This is a genomic window from Citrobacter sp. RHBSTW-00881 (genome assembly GCF_013728515.1).
Lineage (GTDB): Bacteria > Pseudomonadota > Gammaproteobacteria > Enterobacterales > Enterobacteriaceae > Citrobacter > Citrobacter braakii.
Window position 1 is genome coordinate 4726098 of the sequence record NZ_CP056269.1, and the last position, 18432, is coordinate 4744529.

The window sequence follows — 18432 nt, forward strand, 5'->3', positions numbered from 1 at the left end:
CTAATCCTTAATTTGTTAACGTGTTACCAGGCGATACCGCACTGGCGGTTTGCGCCTGTGTGCCCTGAGGCCCGGTTTGCATCGGGTGCGCCTGGAAATAGTTACGCAATCCTTTGTAAATTGCCTCGGCCAGCTGCTGCTGGTAGTCATCACTCGCCAACAAACGCTCTTCGCTGTTGTTACTGATAAAGCCGGTTTCAACCAGCACTGACGGGATATCAGGCGAACGTAATACCCCAAGGCTGGCGTGTTCCGGACGACGCTTATGCATCGAGCCAATACGTTCTAACTGGCCGATCATGCTGGTCGCTACATCATACCCAACGCGTTGCGAATGACCGAACTGCAGATCCAACACGGCCTGGCTGAGATAAGGATCGGACTGGCTGTTTGCCAGCACATCGCCCGCCCCACCCAACAGTTCCGATTGCTTTTCGTGCTGTTCCAGCCAGCCGGCCATTTCACTGTTTGCCCGACGGTTTGACAGTACCCAGACGGAAGCACCTGTGGCATCCCGGTTTGGTGCGGCATCTGCATGTATAGAGACCAGGAAGTTGGCGTTTTGTTTACGCGCAACGTCTGAACGCCCCATCACCGAGATAAAGTAATCGCCATCACGGGTGAGTACGCCTTTAAACATCGGGTCATCATTGAGCAAACTGCGCAGTTTGCGCGCCACGGCAATCGTGACGTTTTTCTCACGTGTGCCACCGGGACCAATAGCGCCAGGATCCTGCCCGCCGTGTCCGGCATCAATGGCGATAACTACTTTTTCGCCGTTACTGGTACTGGCGCGCGCCGCAGGTCGTGTGGAGGTATTACTGTTGGTTACCATCGTGGTGCGATCGTTTTCCGCTTTAAACGGATTACGCGCAGGCTCGGCAGGGCGCGGGGCGATAACCGGCGCTTCAACACGCTTCGCAACCACTGGAGGTGGTGGAGGCGGCGGTGGCGCATCAGCTTTGATGGTAAACACGACGGTATAATTGCCGCCGTTCTGGCGTTTTACGGCTTCGGCTTTGCCGTTCTCGGTTAAATCCACAACCAGGCGCAGAGACTGCGCATCTTTTGGCGTGCCGGAACGGATAGATTTCACCAGATTATTGCCGCTAAACAGCAGCGGTAACCCCTGAATCACACCGGTTTGTTTAATATCCAACGCGACGGTTCGTTTCCCGTCCTGCGAAACTGCGTATTCAGGATCGCCAATAAAGCTCAGCGTAATCCGCGCTTGTTGATCGCCATTGGACACCTGAAGATCGGAGAGGCTGGCGGCCCCTGCCTGCGCGCACAGCAGGACCAGTGTTGCCATCAGCCAGTTTCTGATGCGATAAATCATCCCGCCACCCTTAAGGTTAATCGGCTAAACGCGCCAGCAATAAATCACCCGATGAGGAGACTGCGCTTATGCGCGCCTCTCGACCTTGCGCCTGATATTCAATGTGTATTTCGACGTCCGGGTCTGGCAGTACACCTTTACCTTGTTGCGGCCATTCCACCAGGCAGATGGCGTCATTGGCAAAATAATCGCGGATCCCCATAAATTCCAGCTCCTCTGGGTCCGCAAGTCGGTACAGATCGAAGTGATATACCATCAAATTATCGAGCGAATAGGGTTCAACCAGCGTATAGGTGGGGCTTTTTACATTTCCTTTGTGACCTAACGCCTGCAGGAATCCCCGGCTGAAAGTGGTTTTACCCGCCCCCAGGTCGCCGTACAAATAAATTACCGTCGCGCCATCACAGGCTTTGGCTACCCGCAGTCCCAGGTCTAAAGTCGCCTGCTCATCAGGTAGTGGAATTACTCGATTCATCATGATAAACGTCAATCACATCAGGGTTAACAATACGCTGTAGCGTGGTAAAGAGATCTGTTGCCAGCATGCCGCGCGTACCAAAACGCGCCGCCAGCACATCCGCCGCCGCACCGTGCGCGACACATCCCGCACATGCCGCATCATACGGGGTAAGCTTCTGTCCGAGCAATGCGCCAATAATACCGGAAAGCACATCACCCATTCCGCCGCTGGCCATTCCAGCATTGCCGGTATCAATAATACCCAATTCGGCCTGTTCGGCAGCAACAACCGTACCCGCGCCTTTCAGCACGACGACGCCTCCGTACCGTTTTACCAGACGTTGTGCGCAAAGTAATCGATCGTCTTCAATTTCTGCAATGGAACAGCCCAGAAGTCGCGCGGCTTCACCAGGATGCGGCGTGATCACGCGATTGTGACGTTTATCGGGGTTGATTGCCAGCAGGTTCAGCGCATCCGCATCCCAGAGCATCGGTTTGCGAAAATTCTCTACCTTTTGCAGCGCTTTTTTACCCCATTCCTGCTGACCAAGCCCTGGTCCTATCACCACAACATCCGCCCACGCCAGGCTCTCTTCCAGAGTCTGCGGCGTCAGCGCATCGACCATCAGTTCCGGTCTGGCAGTCAGAATAGGCGCAATATTTTCACTTCGGGCTAGCACTTTGACCAACCCGGCTCCTGCACGCAGCGCCGCTTCACCGGCCATGCGTATTGCGCCAGCCGTGCCGTGGTCACCACCGATGATCACCAGCCGACCGTGGGAGCCTTTGTGCGAGGTGGGTCGACGCGGCGTTAACCAGTGTACAAGCTGTTGAGCATCAAACCGTTGCAGCGGCGCGTTCTGCCCCGCCAGCCAGTCGTCCAGACCGAGTGCGTTAACATGCAGGCGTCCGGTGACATCGCGCGCTTTACCGGTTAGCAGACCTGGCTTCAACGCAATAAAGGTCACGGTGTGCGCAGCATTGATAACCGCACCCGGCGCCGCGCCCGTCTGCGCCAGCAGGCCGGATGGAATGTCTATCGCCACGACAGGGGCAGGATGGTGATTGGCACGTTCGATCAATGCCGAGAGAGGCTCACGCGGCGCGTGTTTTAAGCCCGTGCCTGACAGCGCATCAATAATGATGTCCACGCGATCTGGCCAATTGATATCCGCAGCATGAATGACGCCACCGGCGTTAAGCCAGGCGTCGCGCGCCTGCTGTGCTTCCTCAGGGAGCGCTTTATCACTCTCCTGCGCCAGCAACGTAATATCAAGCCCCTGAGCTTTGGCAAGCCTTGCCACCACGTAACCATCACCACCGTTGTTGCCATGACCACATAGCACCAGCCAGTGCTGAGCGTTTGGATATGTCTCGCGGGTGACCTGAAACGCCGCCTCTCCCGCCCGTTGCATCAGCTCGTACAACGTCAGTCCTAAACTGTCTGCCGCCTCTCGCTCCATCCGCCTGATGTCATCGGCGTGCCAAATGGAGTGTGGTATACTTGCGGGGTTTTTCTTCATTGTATGGTCCGTCATGTCAGAGCCCCTCGATCTCAATCAGTTAGCGCAAAATATTAAGCAGTGGGGGCTGGAGCTTGGCTTTCAGCAGGTCGGTATTGCCGATACCGACCTCAGCGAAGCGGAGCCCAAACTGCAGGCCTGGCTGGATAAACACTATCACGGCGAGATGGACTGGATGGCCCGTCACGGCATGATGCGCGCCCGACCTCACGAATTATTACCCGGTACGTTACGTGTCATCAGCGTACGTATGAACTATCTTCCTGCCAATGCGGCCTTTGCCAGCACGTTGAAAAACCCCTCTCTGGGTTACGTCAGCCGTTACGCGCTTGGGCGCGACTACCATAAACTGCTGCGTAACCGCTTAAAAAAGCTGGGAGAGAGGATTCAACAGCACTGCGTTTCGCTGAATTTTAGACCGTTTGTCGATTCTGCGCCCATTCTTGAGCGTCCATTAGCGGAAAAAGCCGGGCTTGGCTGGACAGGTAAGCACTCACTTATCCTCAATCGCGAAGCTGGTTCATTTTTCTTTCTCGGGGAATTACTGATCGATTTGCCCCTGCCGGTCGACAACCCAGTAGAAGAAGGATGCGGGAAATGCGTCGCCTGTATGACCATCTGTCCCACCGGAGCCATCGTTAAACCCTACACGGTAGATGCGCGCCGCTGTATCTCTTATCTCACTATCGAACTGGAAGGCGCGATCCCGGAAGAATTTCGTCCCCTGTTGGGGAATCGAATTTACGGCTGCGATGATTGCCAGCTCATTTGCCCGTGGAACCGATACTCGCAGTTGACGACAGAGGATGACTTCAACCCACGCAAACAACTTCATGCTCCAGAGTTAATAGAGCTGTTTAGCTGGAGCGAAGCGTGGTTTTTAAAAGTCACGGAGGGGTCTGCTATTCGTCGTATTGGTCACCTGCGCTGGCTGCGAAATATCGCCGTTGCGCTGGGTAATGCCCCATGGGATGAAGCCGTTATTCACGCGCTGGAAAGTCGCAGAGGTGAGCACCCACTTCTCGACGAACACATAGAATGGGCGGTTGCTCAGCAAATCGAGAAGCGAAATGCCTGCGTAGTTGAAGTGCAGTTACCGAAGAAACAACGTTTGGTCAGGGTCATTGAAAAGGGTCTGCCGCGTGACGCTTAAGTCATCCACAGCTTGTGTATAAAAATAAAAACACATTGATATTCAAGAGGGAAAAAATCGTCAAGTGATCGCATTAACAATTTGAAATGATAATTAATTCAATATTTTCAAAGAGTTAAAATGATACTATTCACCCGACTAAGTTTTTTGCATTCCAGGAATAATACCCGAACCTGTGGATAAGTCTGTTTACAAGAGTATGTCAATGACGAAACAAAACGTCCCCAACGTATTTATTCGCTGTGGATATTTTTATTGGGGTAAGAATTTGGAGCGGGAAACGAGACTCGAACTCGCGACCCCGACCTTGGCAAGGTCGTGCTCTACCAACTGAGCTATTCCCGCTTGGGTGTGTCTGTGCTTTGTAGACATAAGCACTTTCAAATTTTGGAGCGGGAAACGAGACTCGAACTCGCGACCCCGACCTTGGCAAGGTCGTGCTCTACCAACTGAGCTATTCCCGCTTAATCTTCGTCTTTCGAACCGCTACTGCGTTGGCTGCCTTCATTCGCCTAAGTCACTTACTTTAGTAAGCTCCTAAGGACTCATTCAGTTGCCGCCTTGTCGCAATTCGAAAATCTGCGATTGGTGGTCTGTGCTTTACAAGCACTTTCAAATTTTGGAGCGGGAAACGAGACTCGAACTCGCGACCCCGACCTTGGCAAGGTCGTGCTCTACCAACTGAGCTATTCCCGCAAATTTGTACTGCTTTTGCTGCTGCCGTAACGTGTAATTCTCTGTCGTTACGGGAGGCGCATTATACGAGAAATCCGTTTAGCTGCAACCCCCCTAAAAGCGATTTTTTCGTTTTTCTGTTTAAGTGCTGAATTTATCGGCAAGTCGTCTAATTTAGCGACAATCCTACCTCAGTGCAAGCACGCAGGAACGATATTCGTAGGTCGGGTAAGCCACAGCGCCGCCCGACCATCCACAAAATCAAAGCTTAATAAAATGTTCGCGATAGTAAGCAAGCTCAGCAACAGATTCACGAATATCGTCCATCGCCTGATGCGTTCCCTGCTTGGTGAAGCCAGCAAGAATTTCCGGCTTCCAACGACGCGCCAGTTCTTTCAGCGTACTGACGTCAAGATAGCGATAATGGAAATACGCCTCCAGCTCCGGCATGTATTTAAACAGGAAACGACGATCCTGACCGATGCTGTTGCCGCAGATAGGTGATTTCCCTTCTGGAACCCACTCTTTCAAAAAAGCCAACGTAGCCAGTTCAGCTTCACGATCCCCCATGGTGCTCGCCTTCACGCGATCCACTAGCCCACTACCGGTATGCGTACGTACGTTCCAGTCATCCATTAATGCCAGTTGTTCGTCGGACTGGTGCACCGCAATTGTCGGTCCTTCAGCCAGAATATTCAGGTTGGCATCCGTCACCAGCGTGGCTATCTCAATTATGCGATCGCGCTCGGGATCCAGACCTGTCATCTCCAGATCGATCCAAATCAGGTTGTTTTCATTGGCACTCATGCTATTTTCCACCCTTCAGCGTCACATTCAGTGTGACTATATTCATCTAAAATTGCGTGTATCATAAATGTTTTGCCCATTATGGGCGACCAGGAGTCAGTCCGATTGAGTAAGAATAAACTCTCCAAAGGCCAACAGCGCCGTGTGAACGCCAATCACCAGCGTCGTCTGAAAACGTCCACGGAGAAGCCAGACTACGACGACAACTTGTTTGGCGAAACCGCTGAAGGCATCGTTATCAGCCGTTTTGGCATGCATGCCGACGTGGAATCTGCTGACGGTGAGATTCACCGCTGCAACATCCGCCGTACAATTCGCTCGCTGGTGACCGGCGATCGCGTTGTCTGGCGCCCGGGAAAAGCAGCAGCAGAAGGCGTGAATGTCAAAGGCATCGTTGAGGCAGTACACGAGCGTACCTCGGTACTGACACGTCCCGACTTTTACGACGGGGTAAAACCCATTGCCGCCAACATCAACCAGATCGTTATTGTCTCAGCCATCTTACCCGAGCTGTCACTCAATATTATCGACCGGTATCTGGTAGCCTGTGAAACGCTACACGTTGAACCAATTATCGTCTTGAATAAGATCGATCTGCTGGATGACGAAGGCATGGCCTTTGTTAACGAACAGATGGATATTTATCGCCACATTGGCTATCGCGTGTTGATGGTATCAAGCCGCACTAAAGACGGCCTGAAACCGCTTGAAGAAGCATTAACCGATCGCATCAGCATTTTTGCCGGTCAGTCGGGCGTTGGTAAATCTAGCCTGCTCAATAATCTTCTCGGCCTGCAGGAAGAGATCCTGACCAACGATGTCTCCGACAACTCTGGCCTTGGACAGCACACCACCACTGCCTCTCGCCTGTATCATTTCCCGCACGGTGGTGACGTTATCGACTCCCCTGGCGTACGTGAGTTCGGGTTGTGGCATCTGGAGCCGGAACAAATCACACATGGTTTTGTCGAATTCCATGACTACCTAGGCCACTGCAAATACCGCGACTGCAAGCATGATACCGATCCAGGCTGCGCTATCCGTGAGGCCGTAGAAAAAGGGGCAATAGCCGAAACTCGGTTTGAAAATTATCACCGCATCCTGGAAAGCATGGCGCAGGTAAAAACACGTAAAAACTTTTCTGATACAGACAACTGACAACTAAGCTAAGCATCGCTAGAATCGTCCCCCTTTTTTCAGGATCCGGCCCGTATGCCGGATCGGGAACAAATTATGGCCTGGAGGCTACCTTGTTAAACTCATTTAAGCTTTCGCTACAATACATTCTGCCGAAACTATGGCTCACTCGCCTGGCGGGTTGGGGTGCGAGCAAACGAGCAGGATGGCTGACTAAACTGGTTATCGATCTGTTCGTGAAATATTACAAGGTCGATATGAAAGAGGCGCAAAAGCCGGATACCGCCAGCTATCGCACCTTTAACGACTTCTTTGTTCGCCCACTGCGCGACGACGTTCGCCCGATTAACACCGATCCAAACGTACTGGTCATGCCTGCTGACGGCGTGATTAACCAGTTAGGAAACATCGAAGAAGACAAACTACTGCAGGCCAAAGGGCACAGCTATACCCTTGAAGCACTGCTGGCCGGCAACTACCAGATGGCGGACAAATTCCGCAACGGTACGTTTGTGACCACTTACTTATCTCCACGCGATTACCACCGTGTACATATGCCGTGTAACGGTATCCTGCGTGAAATGATGTACGTGCCAGGCGATCTCTTCTCTGTAAATATCCTGACTGCGCAAAACGTTCCAAACCTGTTTGCACGCAACGAACGCGTAATCTGTCTGTTTGATACCGAATTTGGCCCGATGGTGCAGATTCTGGTCGGCGCGACCATCGTCGGCAGTATTGAAACCGCATGGGCTGGCACCATTACCCCACCGCGTGAAGGCGTCATCAAACGCTGGACCTGGCCGGAAGGTGAAAGCGAAGGGTCGGTGGCGCTGCTGAAAGGTCAGGAAATGGGCCGCTTTAAGCTCGGTTCCACCGTTATCAACCTGTTCGCGCCTGGCAAAGTTAACCTGGTTGAGCAGTTGCAGGACCTTTCAGTGACCAAAATCGGCCAGCCAATGGCCATCTCGACCGAGACATTCGTGACGCCAGAGGCAGAACCAGCCCCGCTTGCGAAAGAAGAGATTGAAGCAGAACACGACGCCAGCCCGCTGGTTGACGACAAAAAAGACGAAAGTTAAACATAGGAATCGCTGCTGTGCGCCTGATTATCACTTTTCTGATGGCCTGGTGCCTCAGCCTGGGGGCGTACGCTGCGACGGCCCCCGATGCCAAACAACTCACCCAGGAACTGGAGCAGGCAAAAGCGGCGAAACCTGCTCAGCCAGAAACCGTCGAGGCGCTCCAGTCCGCGCTGAATGCCCTCGAGGAGCGTAAAGGTTCTCTCGAGCGTACCCAGCAATATCAGCAGGTTATTGATAACTTCCCCAAGCTGTCCGCAACATTACGCGCGCAGCTTAGCAACCTGCGCGACGAACCGCGCAATGTGCCAACCGGACTCACCACCGATGCGTTAAACCAGGAGATCCTCCAGGTCAGCAGCCAACTGTTGGAAAAGAGTCGTCAGGCCCAGCAGGAGCAGGATCGCGCCCGGGAAATCGCCGACTCGTTAAGCCAGCTTCCTCAACAGCAAACCGATGCCCGCCGCCAGCTAAATGAGCTTGAGCGACGTATTGGTACCGCCAACGCTAATCCCGCGCAGAATCAGGCGATGCAGGCTGAATCCGCCAAACTCAAAGCCCTGGTCGATGAACTGGAGCTGGCGCAGCTTTCCGCTAATAACCGCCAGGAGCTGGCGCGTATGCGCTCAGAGCTGGCGGAAAAACAGAGCCAGCAGCTCGATACTTACTTGCAGGCTTTGCGCAACCAGCTCAACAGTCAACGTCAGCGTGAGGCAGAGCGAGCGCTGGAAAGCACCGAACTGTTGGCGGAAAACAGCGCGGGACTGCCGGAAGGTATTGTCGACCAGTTCAAGGTTAACCGCGAACTGTCTCAGGCATTAAACCAGCAGGCGCAACGTATGGACCTGGTCGCCTCGCAACAGCGTCAAGCCGCCAGCCAAACGCTGCAGGTGCGCCAGGCATTGAATACGCTGCGAGAGCAGTCTCAGTGGCTTGGGGTCTCAAATATGCTGGGAGAAGCGCTGCGCGCGCAGGTATCCCGTTTACCGGAAATGCCCAAGCCTCAGCAGTTGGATACCGAAATGGCGCAGCTTCGCGTGCACCGTATGCGCTATGAGGATCTCCTCAACAAACAGCCGCAGTTGCGTCAGATTCATCAGGCCGATGGACAACCGCTGACCGCTGAACAGAGCAGCATTCTCAACGCCCAGTTACGCACCCAGCGTGAGCTGCTGAACTCTTTGTTACAGGGCGGCGATACGCTGATCCTTGAGCTGACCAAGCTCAAAGTCTCTAACAGCCAACTGGAAGATGCGCTAAAAGAGGTCAACGAAGCAACGCACCGCTATCTGTTCTGGACCTCGGACGTTAGCCCCATCTCCCTCTCCTGGCCTGTCGACATCGTCCAGGATCTGCGGCGTCTGATCTCATTAGATACGTTTAATCAGTTGGGCAAAGCCAGCATCATGATGCTGACCAGCAAAGAAACGCTGCTGCCGCTTTTCGCGGCATTGGTGCTGGTTGGCTTTAGCCTCTCTTCGCGCAAACACTTCACCCGTTTTCTGGAGCGTTCATCTGCGCGGGTCGGAAAAGTCACCCAAGACCACTTCTGGCTGACGATACGCACGGTGTTCTGGTCGATACTCGTCGCTTCTCCGTTGCCGGTGCTGTGGGCAACGCTCGGTTACGGATTGCAGGAAGCCTGGCCTTATCCATTAGCTGTCGCTATCGGCGATGGCGTTACCGCCACGGTGCCCATGCTGTGGGCAGTAATGATTTGCGCCACCTTTGCGCGCCCCAACGGTCTGTTCATTGCCCACTTTGGCTGGCCGCGTAACCGCGTCGCGAAAGCCATGCACTATTACCTGATGAGTATCGGGCTGATTGTGCCGCTGATCATGGCGGTGATTATGTTTGATAATCTCAATGACCGGGAATTCTCCGCCTCACTGGGGCGTCTGTGCTTTATTCTGATTTGCGGTGCGCTGGCGGTCGTAACCCTGAGCCTGAAACGCGCCGGGATACCGCTGTACCTCGATAAAGAAGGCAACAGCGATAACATGGTCAACAGCATGCTGTGGAATATGCTGATGGGCGCACCGCTGATTGCCATTCTCGCTGCGGCAGTGGGCTATCTCGCCACGTCGCAAGCTTTACTGGCGCGTCTGGAAACGTCCGTAGCTATCTGGTTCTTGTTACTAGTGGTGTATCACGTTATCCGCCGCTGGATGCTGATCCAGCGCCGCCGGCTGGCGTTTGACCGCGCCAAGCATCGACGTGCCGAAATGCTGGCGCAGCGCGCACGGGGTGAAGAAGAATCAGCGCATTCCACCAGCCTTGAAGGCACGATTGATGTTGATGAAAGCGAAGTGGATCTGGATGCTATCAGCGCGCAATCACTGCGCCTGGTGCGCTCTATCCTGATGCTTATCGCCCTGCTCTCGGTCATTGTGCTGTGGTCAGAAATTCATTCCGCTTTCGGCTTCCTGGAAAATATCTCGTTGTGGGATGTCACCTCCACGGTGCAGGGTGTGGAAAGTTTAGAGCCGATAACGCTGGGTGCAGTGCTTATCGCAATCCTGGTGTTTATCATCACTACCCAATTAGTGCGCAACCTGCCCGCGCTGCTGGAGCTGGCGCTGCTGCAACATCTCGATTTAACCCCCGGCACCGGTTACGCCATCACCACCATCACCAAGTACCTGCTGATGCTGATTGGCGGTCTGGTTGGCTTCTCAATGATCGGTATTGAGTGGTCCAAACTGCAATGGCTGGTAGCGGCTCTCGGTGTCGGTCTGGGCTTTGGTTTGCAGGAGATCTTCGCCAACTTTATTTCCGGCCTGATTATCCTGTTTGAAAAACCAATCCGCATTGGCGACACAGTGACGATTCGCGATCTTACCGGTAGCGTGACGAAAATTAATACCCGCGCCACGACCATCAGCGACTGGGACCGCAAAGAGATCATCGTCCCCAACAAAGCCTTTATCACCGAGCAGTTTATCAACTGGTCGTTATCGGATTCGGTCACCCGTGTGGTATTAACCATCCCGGCACCGTCGGAGGCTAACAGCGAGGAGGTTACGCAGATCCTGCTTACTGCCGCACAACGCTGCTCACTGGTTATCGATAACCCGGCGCCAGAAGTCTTCCTGGTTGACCTGCAGCAAGGGATTCAAATCTTCGAACTGCGTATTTATGCCGCTGAGATGGGGCATCGTATGCCGCTGCGCCACGAAATCCACCAGCTGATTCTGGCAGGCTTCCGCGAGCACGGTATCGATATGCCGTTCCCACCGTTCCAGATGCGTCTGGAGAGCCTCGGCGGTAAGCAAACGGGAAGAACCTTAAGTTCTGCGGGCAGAAGCAGTCGCCCGGCGGGGAGTTTGTAAGTCATGCCACAATAAGACGTGAGGTGTGCTTACACTACCCAGCGTCTTATTTACCAGCATAATTGATATCTAATGATAAAACGCCATAACCAAAAAAGCAGGAGAGTCGCCATGACAGAATATTGCCAGATACCGCGCTGTCTTCTCCATACGATCGCATAGATAAAAGGAATAAACAGAGGTAATGTTAAGATTATGCCCACAGAACGAACATCGTCGTCCTCAATATAATCCATGACATCACAGACATTATTGATTCCCCTGCCGTCAATAAACCATTCCTTGTCCTGAGTTGAAAACATAATTATCAATATAATGCTAACTATGCCCCAGATGAAATTCAATGTAAAAGACTTCCAACTCATTAGCCGCCTCGCATAATTTTAAGTATTGCATCTTTCTTTTCTATAATTCGACGACCATATTCACTATACTCACGATCCGGAAAACCGGGTTGTTCACTAATAGATTGGATAATATCCTTTTTATTTCTCATGGTTCCACGATTATATCTAGAACCAGCCAATATTATTTGTTCATCTGTCAAGTACATAGTATCAGAATCTGGATTGTCATATAAAATAAGATCGCGTAAATGGAATGCTACAACCCGAATATTAAAGTGGTTATCAAGCAAACACTGCGACAAGCGGAATTGCTGAAAATGAGTCAGTTTATCTGGGTGAATACCTATTGTTCTTGCTGCAACGCCTATCTGGATAGCAACTGAACCGACAGATGTAGCATTCGACCATTCATTGCTGCTCTTTCCCAATACTTCTTCAATTACCTGTCTAAATTGCAGAACACCAACACCTTTAAATCTCTCTGGAGTTCCGCCAACTTCTGCGACAGCAACACCTGCAAGGAGTAATTCTGGGACTCTTGCTTCATAAGCACATTGTTTTATAATAGTTCTATGGTGAATTAACCAAGCCGTTTTATAATACCAAAGATATGATTTCCCAGTCATAAAACGCCAATTGGTAGGCAGGGCATACCAACGGAAAAAATCCAACCCGTTCCAATGAGGAAAACCATATTCGTCTATCTCACAAAATGGCGGAGAGTTGATCATCATAAAAATTTAATCACCAAGGCAATGTAAACATTGACCTAACAATAGCCATGATTCTCAACCAGTAATGAGACAGACATCACAAGCATAAAAGGAAAAATCAGAAGTTATATTTTTTAAAATAAATTCATAGCAGCAATCATTTCCAATTATACAATATCACCCCAAGATGATTGTCATAATAAATATATCAAAAGATATACACACGAATATCATTTTGATAAATTATAAAAATGATTTAATACGAACAAAGCCCGGACGGTATCCCTATCGGGCTTTGCGGAAATTCAATATTTATCTTTCCTTAGTCTGTCACCCACCGGGGGAGTTTCACCATACGACGGCTGTAGTTCTGATAAATCGCCATTGCCAACAGCGAGAAGAAGATCGGGCCTCCGGTCATCCACAATGCGCTGTTCCAGTCCCCAGCTTCAATCACCGGCTGGATGATGGTGAACACATTGGCAAACGTCACCACCAGCACAACCACCGATGTGGCCAGTAACGTCGCCGCTCGGGTTTTAAAGACAACAAACGGTCTTTCCAGGCCCGTACGGGCTTTAAAGAACGGAAACGCCAGCGCGAGGAACAGATACGGCAGCGTCATCGAGACGTTCGCCATCAGCGTCAGTTTGTTATATAACGCTGAAGCCGTATCGCCGCCAAACGAAACCAGCAGGATAAACAGGCTCACCAGCAGGCACTGCAACCACATTGCCGTCGTCGGCATCCCCACGGCATTTAGTTTGGTCATCGGCGCTGGCCACAGCGCCTTCGGCGTTCCTTGAATAATCGCTTTTAGTGGCGAATAGCTGAGCGTGAAAAAAGCGCCGGTATAAGCGAGAAACATAGAAAGCCCGGTGATACGCGCGAACCACACCCCCGTCGCCATCGCGGTTTCAGGGGAAAGATGCAGCGCGTTACCTAACGTCATCCCGAGGCTTTTCATCAGGATATACGTTATATTGCCGAGGTTGACCGAGCTATTGCTTAATACTTGCTGCCAGTTGGTGCTAACGCCCCATAAAAATATGGCCAGTGAATAACCGACAGAAATGACAATCGCGGCAAAGACAATGCCTTTCGCAAAGTTCTTTTCTGGCTTTTCTGTTTTATCAACTAATCCCCCCACGGCTTCTATTCCGCCGTATGCAAAAATGGCAAACACAACAAATGACAACATGGCCAGACCGGACTGATATCCCGGATTAGGCGAGGAGATGAAATTAATATCCTGCGCAAAGTGACCACCAGTTAATAACAAAATAGCGACACTCACTAACAACAGAACTAAATTAAGACACATTACGGCAATTCCGCCTACTGCCGTAATACGAGCAATCTTATTAATACCCCGGGAGGCCACGCAGGTTACCAGAATCATCCAACCGACGGCGAGCAACCCGACGACCTGCGTAGGCTCAAGCCCCGCAAAACGCCAGTGCTGCGTCATGTCTGCGCCAAATAAGAAGGTTGAAAAAGGTACCCAGACTTTCGCTGCGGTGCTTACCATCCATATCACATAGGAAGAAAACCACATAAACGTGCCGATAAACGCATAGCGTGGCCCAACGCTATTATTCATCCACGAATAGATTCCGCCCTCTTCTTTCCGATAGGCAGCCCCCATTTCCGCCATCATTAAAGCAAATGGGATAAAGAATAATAATGCAGAAAATATATACCACGGAATCGCGCTATACCCCATTAAATAGAATGCGGAGGGGCTATTCGCAAAACCGAAAACAGACGTAAATATCATGAGGATGAGACCTATAAGGCTCATCTTTTTTATTGTTTGGGTCATTAAACCATCCCTTACTCTGGCAAGCGTTTAACAAACGCCACTCACCGGTTGGCACTGCCCTCTTTTCAGAGTTCAGCGATAGAAAAATCAACACAGAATTGATACCTGAACGATATCAAATATCCAGGAGTAAATTGTGGCCATTAGAGGGTAAATGAAAAAATATGCTACAAAGTGGCTATTTCACCGCCACTTTGTATTGAAGGAGAGTGCGTTACGCGCGATCGACGGTAAATGCGATAACCTCGGCCAGGCTCTCTGCGCCCAGCGCCAGCATCACCAGACGGTCAACGCCCAGCGCTACACCAGAGCAATCCGGCATACCCACTTTTAACGCTTCAAGCAGGTTAGTGTCGATAGGCTGCTGCGGCAAGCCACGTGCGGCACGTTTGCGGTTATCCTGTTCAAACCGCTGCTGCTGTTCGCGCGCGTCGGTCAATTCATGGAAACCATTCGCCAGCTCAATACCTTTGTAGTAAACCTCGAAACGTTCAGCCACGCGGTGATCTTCGGTACTGATTTGCGCCAGTGATGCCTGGCTGGCCGGGAAATGATACACAAACGTCGGTTTGTCTTTGCCAATATGCGGCTCAACGCCCATCGTAAACAGCAACTGCAGTAAGGTGTCCCGGTCTTCTTCGGTATCGGCGATATTACTGAGATCCAATTTCGCCGCCACTTCCCGCAGTTGGGTTTTATCTGCAGACAGCGGGTCTATCTCCAGATGGCGCTGGAAGGCTTGCTGGTAAGAGAGACTTTCCGCAGGTGAGCAGTCCAGCACCTGCTGGAGCAAATCATCCACTTCATTCATCAGGCGATACATATCGTAGTGCGGACGATACCACTCGAGCATGGTGAATTCAGGGTTATGATGACGCCCCATCTCTTCATTACGGAAGCTGCGGCACAGTTGATACACAGGGCCGCATCCTGCCACCAGCAGGCGCTTCATATGGTATTCCGGGCTGGTCATTAAATAGAGATTTATTCCCTGGGAGTGTCCAGGGCCGACGAAACGCGTTTCGAACGGGAACAGATGGATGTCCGTTACCGTTGCCTGACTCATACAAGGGGTCTCAACCTCAAGCACGCCACGATCGGCAAAAAAGCGGCGAATCTCCGCTATAATTGCTGCACGTTTTAACAGATTGGGGATGGACGCGCTCGGCTGCCAGGTTGCCGTTTCGCTCATGGTTGTTTCTCCGATTTAAGACAAGGGCACGAAGTCTACTCGTATCGCGTTAACGAGACAAATTTCGCGCGCCAATAATCCACACTGGCAATTGGATAAAAAAAGCGACATGGGGTGGTTTAGTAATTAAATTAATCAAATTCAATGATAATTCCCCCCTTTGACACGCTAAAAAAATCGAACACGTCAAATTTCCCGCACATCCCTGAGACTATACTATTGTACCTATAAAGGAGCAGTGGAAACGCGTTCATAACCTGTTTGAAGCCGATGAAGCATCTGATTTCAGGCAGGAATGAAATAACAACAATCTGGAGGAATGTCGTGCAAACCTTTCAAGCCGATCTTGCCATTATAGGCGCCGGTGGCGCGGGATTACGTGCTGCAATTGCTGCCGCACAAGCAAATCCCAACGCTAAAATCGCACTGATCTCAAAAGTGTACCCAATGCGCAGCCATACCGTTGCTGCCGAAGGCGGCTCTGCTGCTGTCGCGCAGGATCATGACAGCTTTGACTACCATTTTCACGATACGGTAGCAGGCGGAGACTGGCTGTGTGAGCAGGATGTCGTGGATTACTTTGTCCACCACTGCCCAACTGAAATGACGCAACTGGAACAATGGGGCTGCCCATGGAGCCGCCGTGAAGACGGTAGCGTCAACGTACGTCGCTTCGGCGGTATGAAAATCGAGCGTACCTGGTTTGCCGCGGATAAAACCGGCTTCCACATGTTGCATACGCTGTTCCAAACATCTTTGCAGTTCCCGCAGATTCAGCGCTTTGACGAACACTTCGTTCTGGATATCCTGGTTGATGATGGCCATGCTCGCGGCCTGGTTGCCATGAACATGATGGAAGGCACGCTGATGCAGATCCGTGCTAATGCTGTTGTGATGGCAACGGGCGGCGCAGGTCGTGTTTACCGTTACAACACCAACGGCGGCATCGTAACTGGCGACGGTATGGGCATGGCGCTGAGCCACGGCGTTCCGCTGCGTGATATGGAATTCGTTCAGTATCATCCGACGGGTCTGCCAGGCTCTGGTATCCTGATGACCGAAGGCTGCCGTGGTGAAGGCGGTATCCTGGTCAACAAAAACGGCTACCGTTATCTGCAAGATTACGGCATGGGTCCGGAAACCCCGCTGGGCGAACCGAAAAACAAATACATGGAACTCGGTCCGCGCGACAAAGTTTCTCAGGCTTTCTGGCACGAATGGCGTAAAGGCAACACCATTTCCACCCCGCGTGGCGATGTGGTTCACCTCGACCTCCGTCACCTCGGCGAGAAAAAACTGCTCGAACGTTTACCGTTCATCTGTGAACTGGCGAAAGCCTACGTGGGTGTCGATCCGGTTAAAGAGCCGATCCCGGTACGTCCTACCGCGCACTACACCATGGGCGGTATCGAAACCGATCAGCACTGTGAAACCCGCATTAAAGGTCTGTTCGCTGTGGGCGAATGTTCCTCTGTTGGTCTGCATGGCGCTAACCGTCTGGGTTCTAACTCCCTGGCGGAACTCGTGGTCTTCGGTCGTATGGCCGGTGAACAGGCTGCAGAACGTGCTGCAACGGCTGGCGCTGCAAACAGTGCCGCGCTCGATGCGCAGGTTGCTGGCGTTGAAAAACGTCTGAAAGATCTGGTTAACCAGGAAGGTAACGAAAACTGGTCTAAGATCCGTGACGAAATGGGCCTGTCCATGGAAGAAGGTTGCGGTATCTACCGTACACCGGAACTCATGCAGAAAACCGTTGATAAACTGGCGGAGCTGCAGGAACGCTTCAAGCGCGTACGTATCACTGATACCTCCAGCGTCTTCAACACCGACCTGCTGTACACCATCGAACTGGGTCACGGTCTGAACGTTGCTGAATGTATGGCGCACTCTGCTCTGGCGCGTAAAGAATCCCGCGGCGCGCACCAGCGTCTGGATGAAGGCTGCACCGAGCGTGACGATGTGAACTTCCTCAAACACACCCTCGCCTTCCGCGATGCTGACGGCACGACTCGCCTGGAATACAGCGACGTGAAAATCACCACTCTGCCACCGGCTAAACGTGTTTACGGTGGCGAAGCGGAAGCAGCCGATAAGAAGGAGAAGGCGAATGGCTGAGATGAAAAACCTGAAAGTTGAGGTGGTGCGCTATAACCCGGAAACCGATACCGCGCCGCACAGTGCTTTCTACGAAGTTCCTTATGATGAAACCACGTCACTGCTGGATGCGCTGGGCTACATCAAGGATAACCTGGCACCGGACCTGAGCTACCGCTGGTCCTGCCGTATGGCGATCTGCGGCTCCTGCGGCATGATGGTCAACAATGTACCTAAACTGGCGTGCAAAACCTTCCTGCGTGATTACACCAGCGGCATGAAGGTTGAAGCGCTGGGCAACTTCCCGATTGAGCGCGATCTGGTCGTCGACATGACGCACTTTATCGAAAGCCTGGAAGCGATCAAACCGTACATCATCGGTAACCCGCGTACACCGGATCAGGGTCCAAACACCCAGACTCCGGCGCAGATGGCGAAGTATCATCAGTTCTCCGGTTGCATCAACTGTGGTCTGTGCTACGCCGCGTGCCCGCAGTTCGGCCTGAACCCAGAGTTCATTGGACCGGCTGCGATTACGCTGGCGCATCGTTACAACGAAGATAGCCGCGACCACGGTAAGAAGGAGCGTATGGCTCAGTTGAACAGCCCGAACGGCGTCTGGTCCTGTACTTTTGTGGGCTACTGCTCCGAAGTCTGCCCGAAACACGTCGATCCGGCTGCGGCCATTCAGCAGGGTAAAGTTGAAAGTTCAAAAGACTTTCTTATCGCTACCCTGAAACCACGCTAAGGAGTG

General features: G+C 52.0%; 14 protein-coding genes and 3 tRNA genes. 6 read left to right on the forward strand and 11 right to left on the reverse strand.

Annotated elements, in window-relative coordinates; all coding sequences use genetic code 11:
- Positions 1-7 precede the first annotated feature (7 nt).
- The 3 genes from amiB to nnr are packed head-to-tail and all read right to left on the reverse strand — an operon-like array spanning position 8 to position 3336.
- Positions 8-1339 (reverse strand): N-acetylmuramoyl-L-alanine amidase AmiB, encoded by a 1332-nt coding sequence (amiB, locus tag HV311_RS22750; RefSeq protein WP_065554875.1) that lies wholly within the window; start codon positions 1337-1339, stop codon positions 8-10.
- A 16-nt stretch (positions 1340-1355) separates the two neighbouring features.
- Positions 1356-1817, reverse strand: a complete 462-nt coding sequence (gene tsaE / locus HV311_RS22755) for a tRNA (adenosine(37)-N6)-threonylcarbamoyltransferase complex ATPase subunit type 1 TsaE (protein ID WP_016151410.1) — start codon at positions 1815-1817, stop codon at positions 1356-1358.
- The gene (gene nnr, locus HV311_RS22760; protein WP_191220503.1) at positions 1789-3336 is read right to left on the reverse strand and encodes a bifunctional ADP-dependent NAD(P)H-hydrate dehydratase/NAD(P)H-hydrate epimerase; all 1548 of its coding nucleotides are present in this window, start codon (positions 3334-3336) and stop codon (positions 1789-1791) included. Before nnr ends, tsaE begins: the two co-directional genes overlap by 29 nt.
- On the opposite strand from nnr, the gene queG reads away from it, so the two are divergent.
- Positions 3335-4474 carry a tRNA epoxyqueuosine(34) reductase QueG gene (queG, locus tag HV311_RS22765; RefSeq protein WP_191220504.1) on the forward strand — a complete coding sequence of 380 codons (1140 nt, stop codon included), beginning with the start codon at positions 3335-3337 and terminating at the stop codon, positions 4472-4474. The two genes, nnr and queG, sit on opposite strands and share 2 nt — an antisense overlap.
- A 269-nt stretch (positions 4475-4743) precedes the next feature.
- Here the strand turns inward: queG and HV311_RS22770 are convergent.
- The 4 genes from HV311_RS22770 to orn all read right to left on the reverse strand — a co-directional run bounded on the left by HV311_RS22770 (position 4744) and on the right by orn (position 5956).
- Positions 4744-4819, reverse strand: a tRNA-Gly gene (locus HV311_RS22770).
- Between the two features lie 43 nt (positions 4820-4862).
- Positions 4863-4938, reverse strand: a tRNA-Gly gene (locus HV311_RS22775).
- A gap of 156 nt (positions 4939-5094) precedes the next feature.
- A tRNA-Gly gene (locus HV311_RS22780) sits at positions 5095-5170 on the reverse strand.
- 240 nt (positions 5171-5410) lie between these two features.
- Positions 5411-5956: an oligoribonuclease gene (orn, locus tag HV311_RS22785; protein WP_016151407.1), complete on the reverse strand. Its 546-nt coding sequence runs from the start codon at positions 5954-5956 to the stop codon at positions 5411-5413.
- A gap of 105 nt (positions 5957-6061) precedes the next feature.
- On the opposite strand from orn, the gene rsgA reads away from it, so the two are divergent.
- The 3 genes from rsgA to mscM all read left to right on the forward strand — a co-directional run bounded on the left by rsgA (position 6062) and on the right by mscM (position 11507).
- Positions 6062-7114 carry a small ribosomal subunit biogenesis GTPase RsgA gene (gene rsgA / locus HV311_RS22790; protein WP_019078196.1) on the forward strand — a complete coding sequence of 351 codons (1053 nt, stop codon included), beginning with the start codon at positions 6062-6064 and terminating at the stop codon, positions 7112-7114.
- 92 nt (positions 7115-7206) lie between these two features.
- Positions 7207-8175 (forward strand): archaetidylserine decarboxylase, encoded by a 969-nt coding sequence (asd, locus tag HV311_RS22795; protein WP_016155504.1) that lies wholly within the window; start codon positions 7207-7209, stop codon positions 8173-8175.
- 17 nt (positions 8176-8192) lie between these two features.
- The gene (gene mscM, locus HV311_RS22800; RefSeq protein ID WP_191220505.1) at positions 8193-11507 is read left to right on the forward strand and encodes a miniconductance mechanosensitive channel MscM; all 3315 of its coding nucleotides are present in this window, start codon (positions 8193-8195) and stop codon (positions 11505-11507) included.
- A 50-nt stretch (positions 11508-11557) separates the two neighbouring features.
- Here mscM and HV311_RS22805 read toward each other — a convergent pair whose 3' ends face one another.
- From HV311_RS22805 to epmA, 4 genes are all read right to left on the reverse strand, one after another.
- Positions 11558-11872, reverse strand: a complete 315-nt coding sequence (locus tag HV311_RS22805; protein ID WP_191220506.1) for a YjeO family protein — start codon at positions 11870-11872, stop codon at positions 11558-11560.
- Positions 11872-12588 (reverse strand): hypothetical protein, encoded by a 717-nt coding sequence (locus tag HV311_RS22810; protein WP_191220507.1) that lies wholly within the window; start codon positions 12586-12588, stop codon positions 11872-11874. The genes HV311_RS22805 and HV311_RS22810 overlap by 1 nt, the downstream gene beginning before the upstream one ends.
- 301 nt (positions 12589-12889) lie before the next feature.
- Entirely contained in the window at positions 12890-14392 is a 1503-nt protein-coding gene (gene yjeM, locus HV311_RS22815; protein ID WP_191220508.1) for a glutamate/gamma-aminobutyrate family transporter YjeM, read from the reverse strand.
- Positions 14393-14606: 214 nt separating this feature from the next.
- A complete protein-coding gene (gene epmA, locus HV311_RS22820) occupies positions 14607-15584 on the reverse strand; it encodes an elongation factor P--(R)-beta-lysine ligase (RefSeq protein WP_181598645.1) in 978 nt (325 codons plus the stop codon).
- A 324-nt stretch (positions 15585-15908) separates the two neighbouring features.
- On the opposite strand from epmA, the gene frdA reads away from it, so the two are divergent.
- Positions 15909-17699: a fumarate reductase (quinol) flavoprotein subunit gene (gene frdA, locus HV311_RS22825; RefSeq protein ID WP_016151402.1), complete on the forward strand. Its 1791-nt coding sequence runs from the start codon at positions 15909-15911 to the stop codon at positions 17697-17699.
- The gene (gene frdB / locus HV311_RS22830; RefSeq protein ID WP_016155500.1) at positions 17692-18426 is read left to right on the forward strand and encodes a fumarate reductase iron-sulfur protein; all 735 of its coding nucleotides are present in this window, start codon (positions 17692-17694) and stop codon (positions 18424-18426) included. The genes frdA and frdB overlap by 8 nt, the downstream gene beginning before the upstream one ends.
- Positions 18427-18432 lie beyond the last annotated feature (6 nt).

Excerpts from the sequence above, each read along its gene's own strand:
- amiB (WP_065554875.1), bottom strand. The coding sequence starts at position 1,339 with ATGATTTATCGCATCAGAAACTGGCTGATGGCAACACTGGTCCTGCTG.
- tsaE (WP_016151410.1), bottom strand. The coding sequence starts at position 1,817 with ATGATGAATCGAGTAATTCCACTACCTGATGAGCAGGCGACTTTAGAC.
- queG (WP_191220504.1), top strand. The coding sequence starts at position 3,335 with ATGTCAGAGCCCCTCGATCTCAATCAGTTAGCGCAAAATATTAAGCAG.
- nnr (WP_191220503.1), bottom strand. The coding sequence starts at position 3,336 with ATGACGGACCATACAATGAAGAAAAACCCCGCAAGTATACCACACTCC.
- orn (WP_016151407.1), bottom strand. The coding sequence starts at position 5,956 with ATGAGTGCCAATGAAAACAACCTGATTTGGATCGATCTGGAGATGACA.
- HV311_RS22805 (WP_191220506.1), bottom strand. The coding sequence starts at position 11,872 with ATGAGTTGGAAGTCTTTTACATTGAATTTCATCTGGGGCATAGTTAGC.
- HV311_RS22810 (WP_191220507.1), bottom strand. The coding sequence starts at position 12,588 with ATGATGATCAACTCTCCGCCATTTTGTGAGATAGACGAATATGGTTTT.
- yjeM (WP_191220508.1), bottom strand. The coding sequence starts at position 14,392 with ATGACCCAAACAATAAAAAAGATGAGCCTTATAGGTCTCATCCTCATG.
- epmA (WP_181598645.1), bottom strand. The coding sequence starts at position 15,584 with ATGAGCGAAACGGCAACCTGGCAGCCGAGCGCGTCCATCCCCAATCTG.
- frdB (WP_016155500.1), top strand. The coding sequence starts at position 17,692 with ATGGCTGAGATGAAAAACCTGAAAGTTGAGGTGGTGCGCTATAACCCG.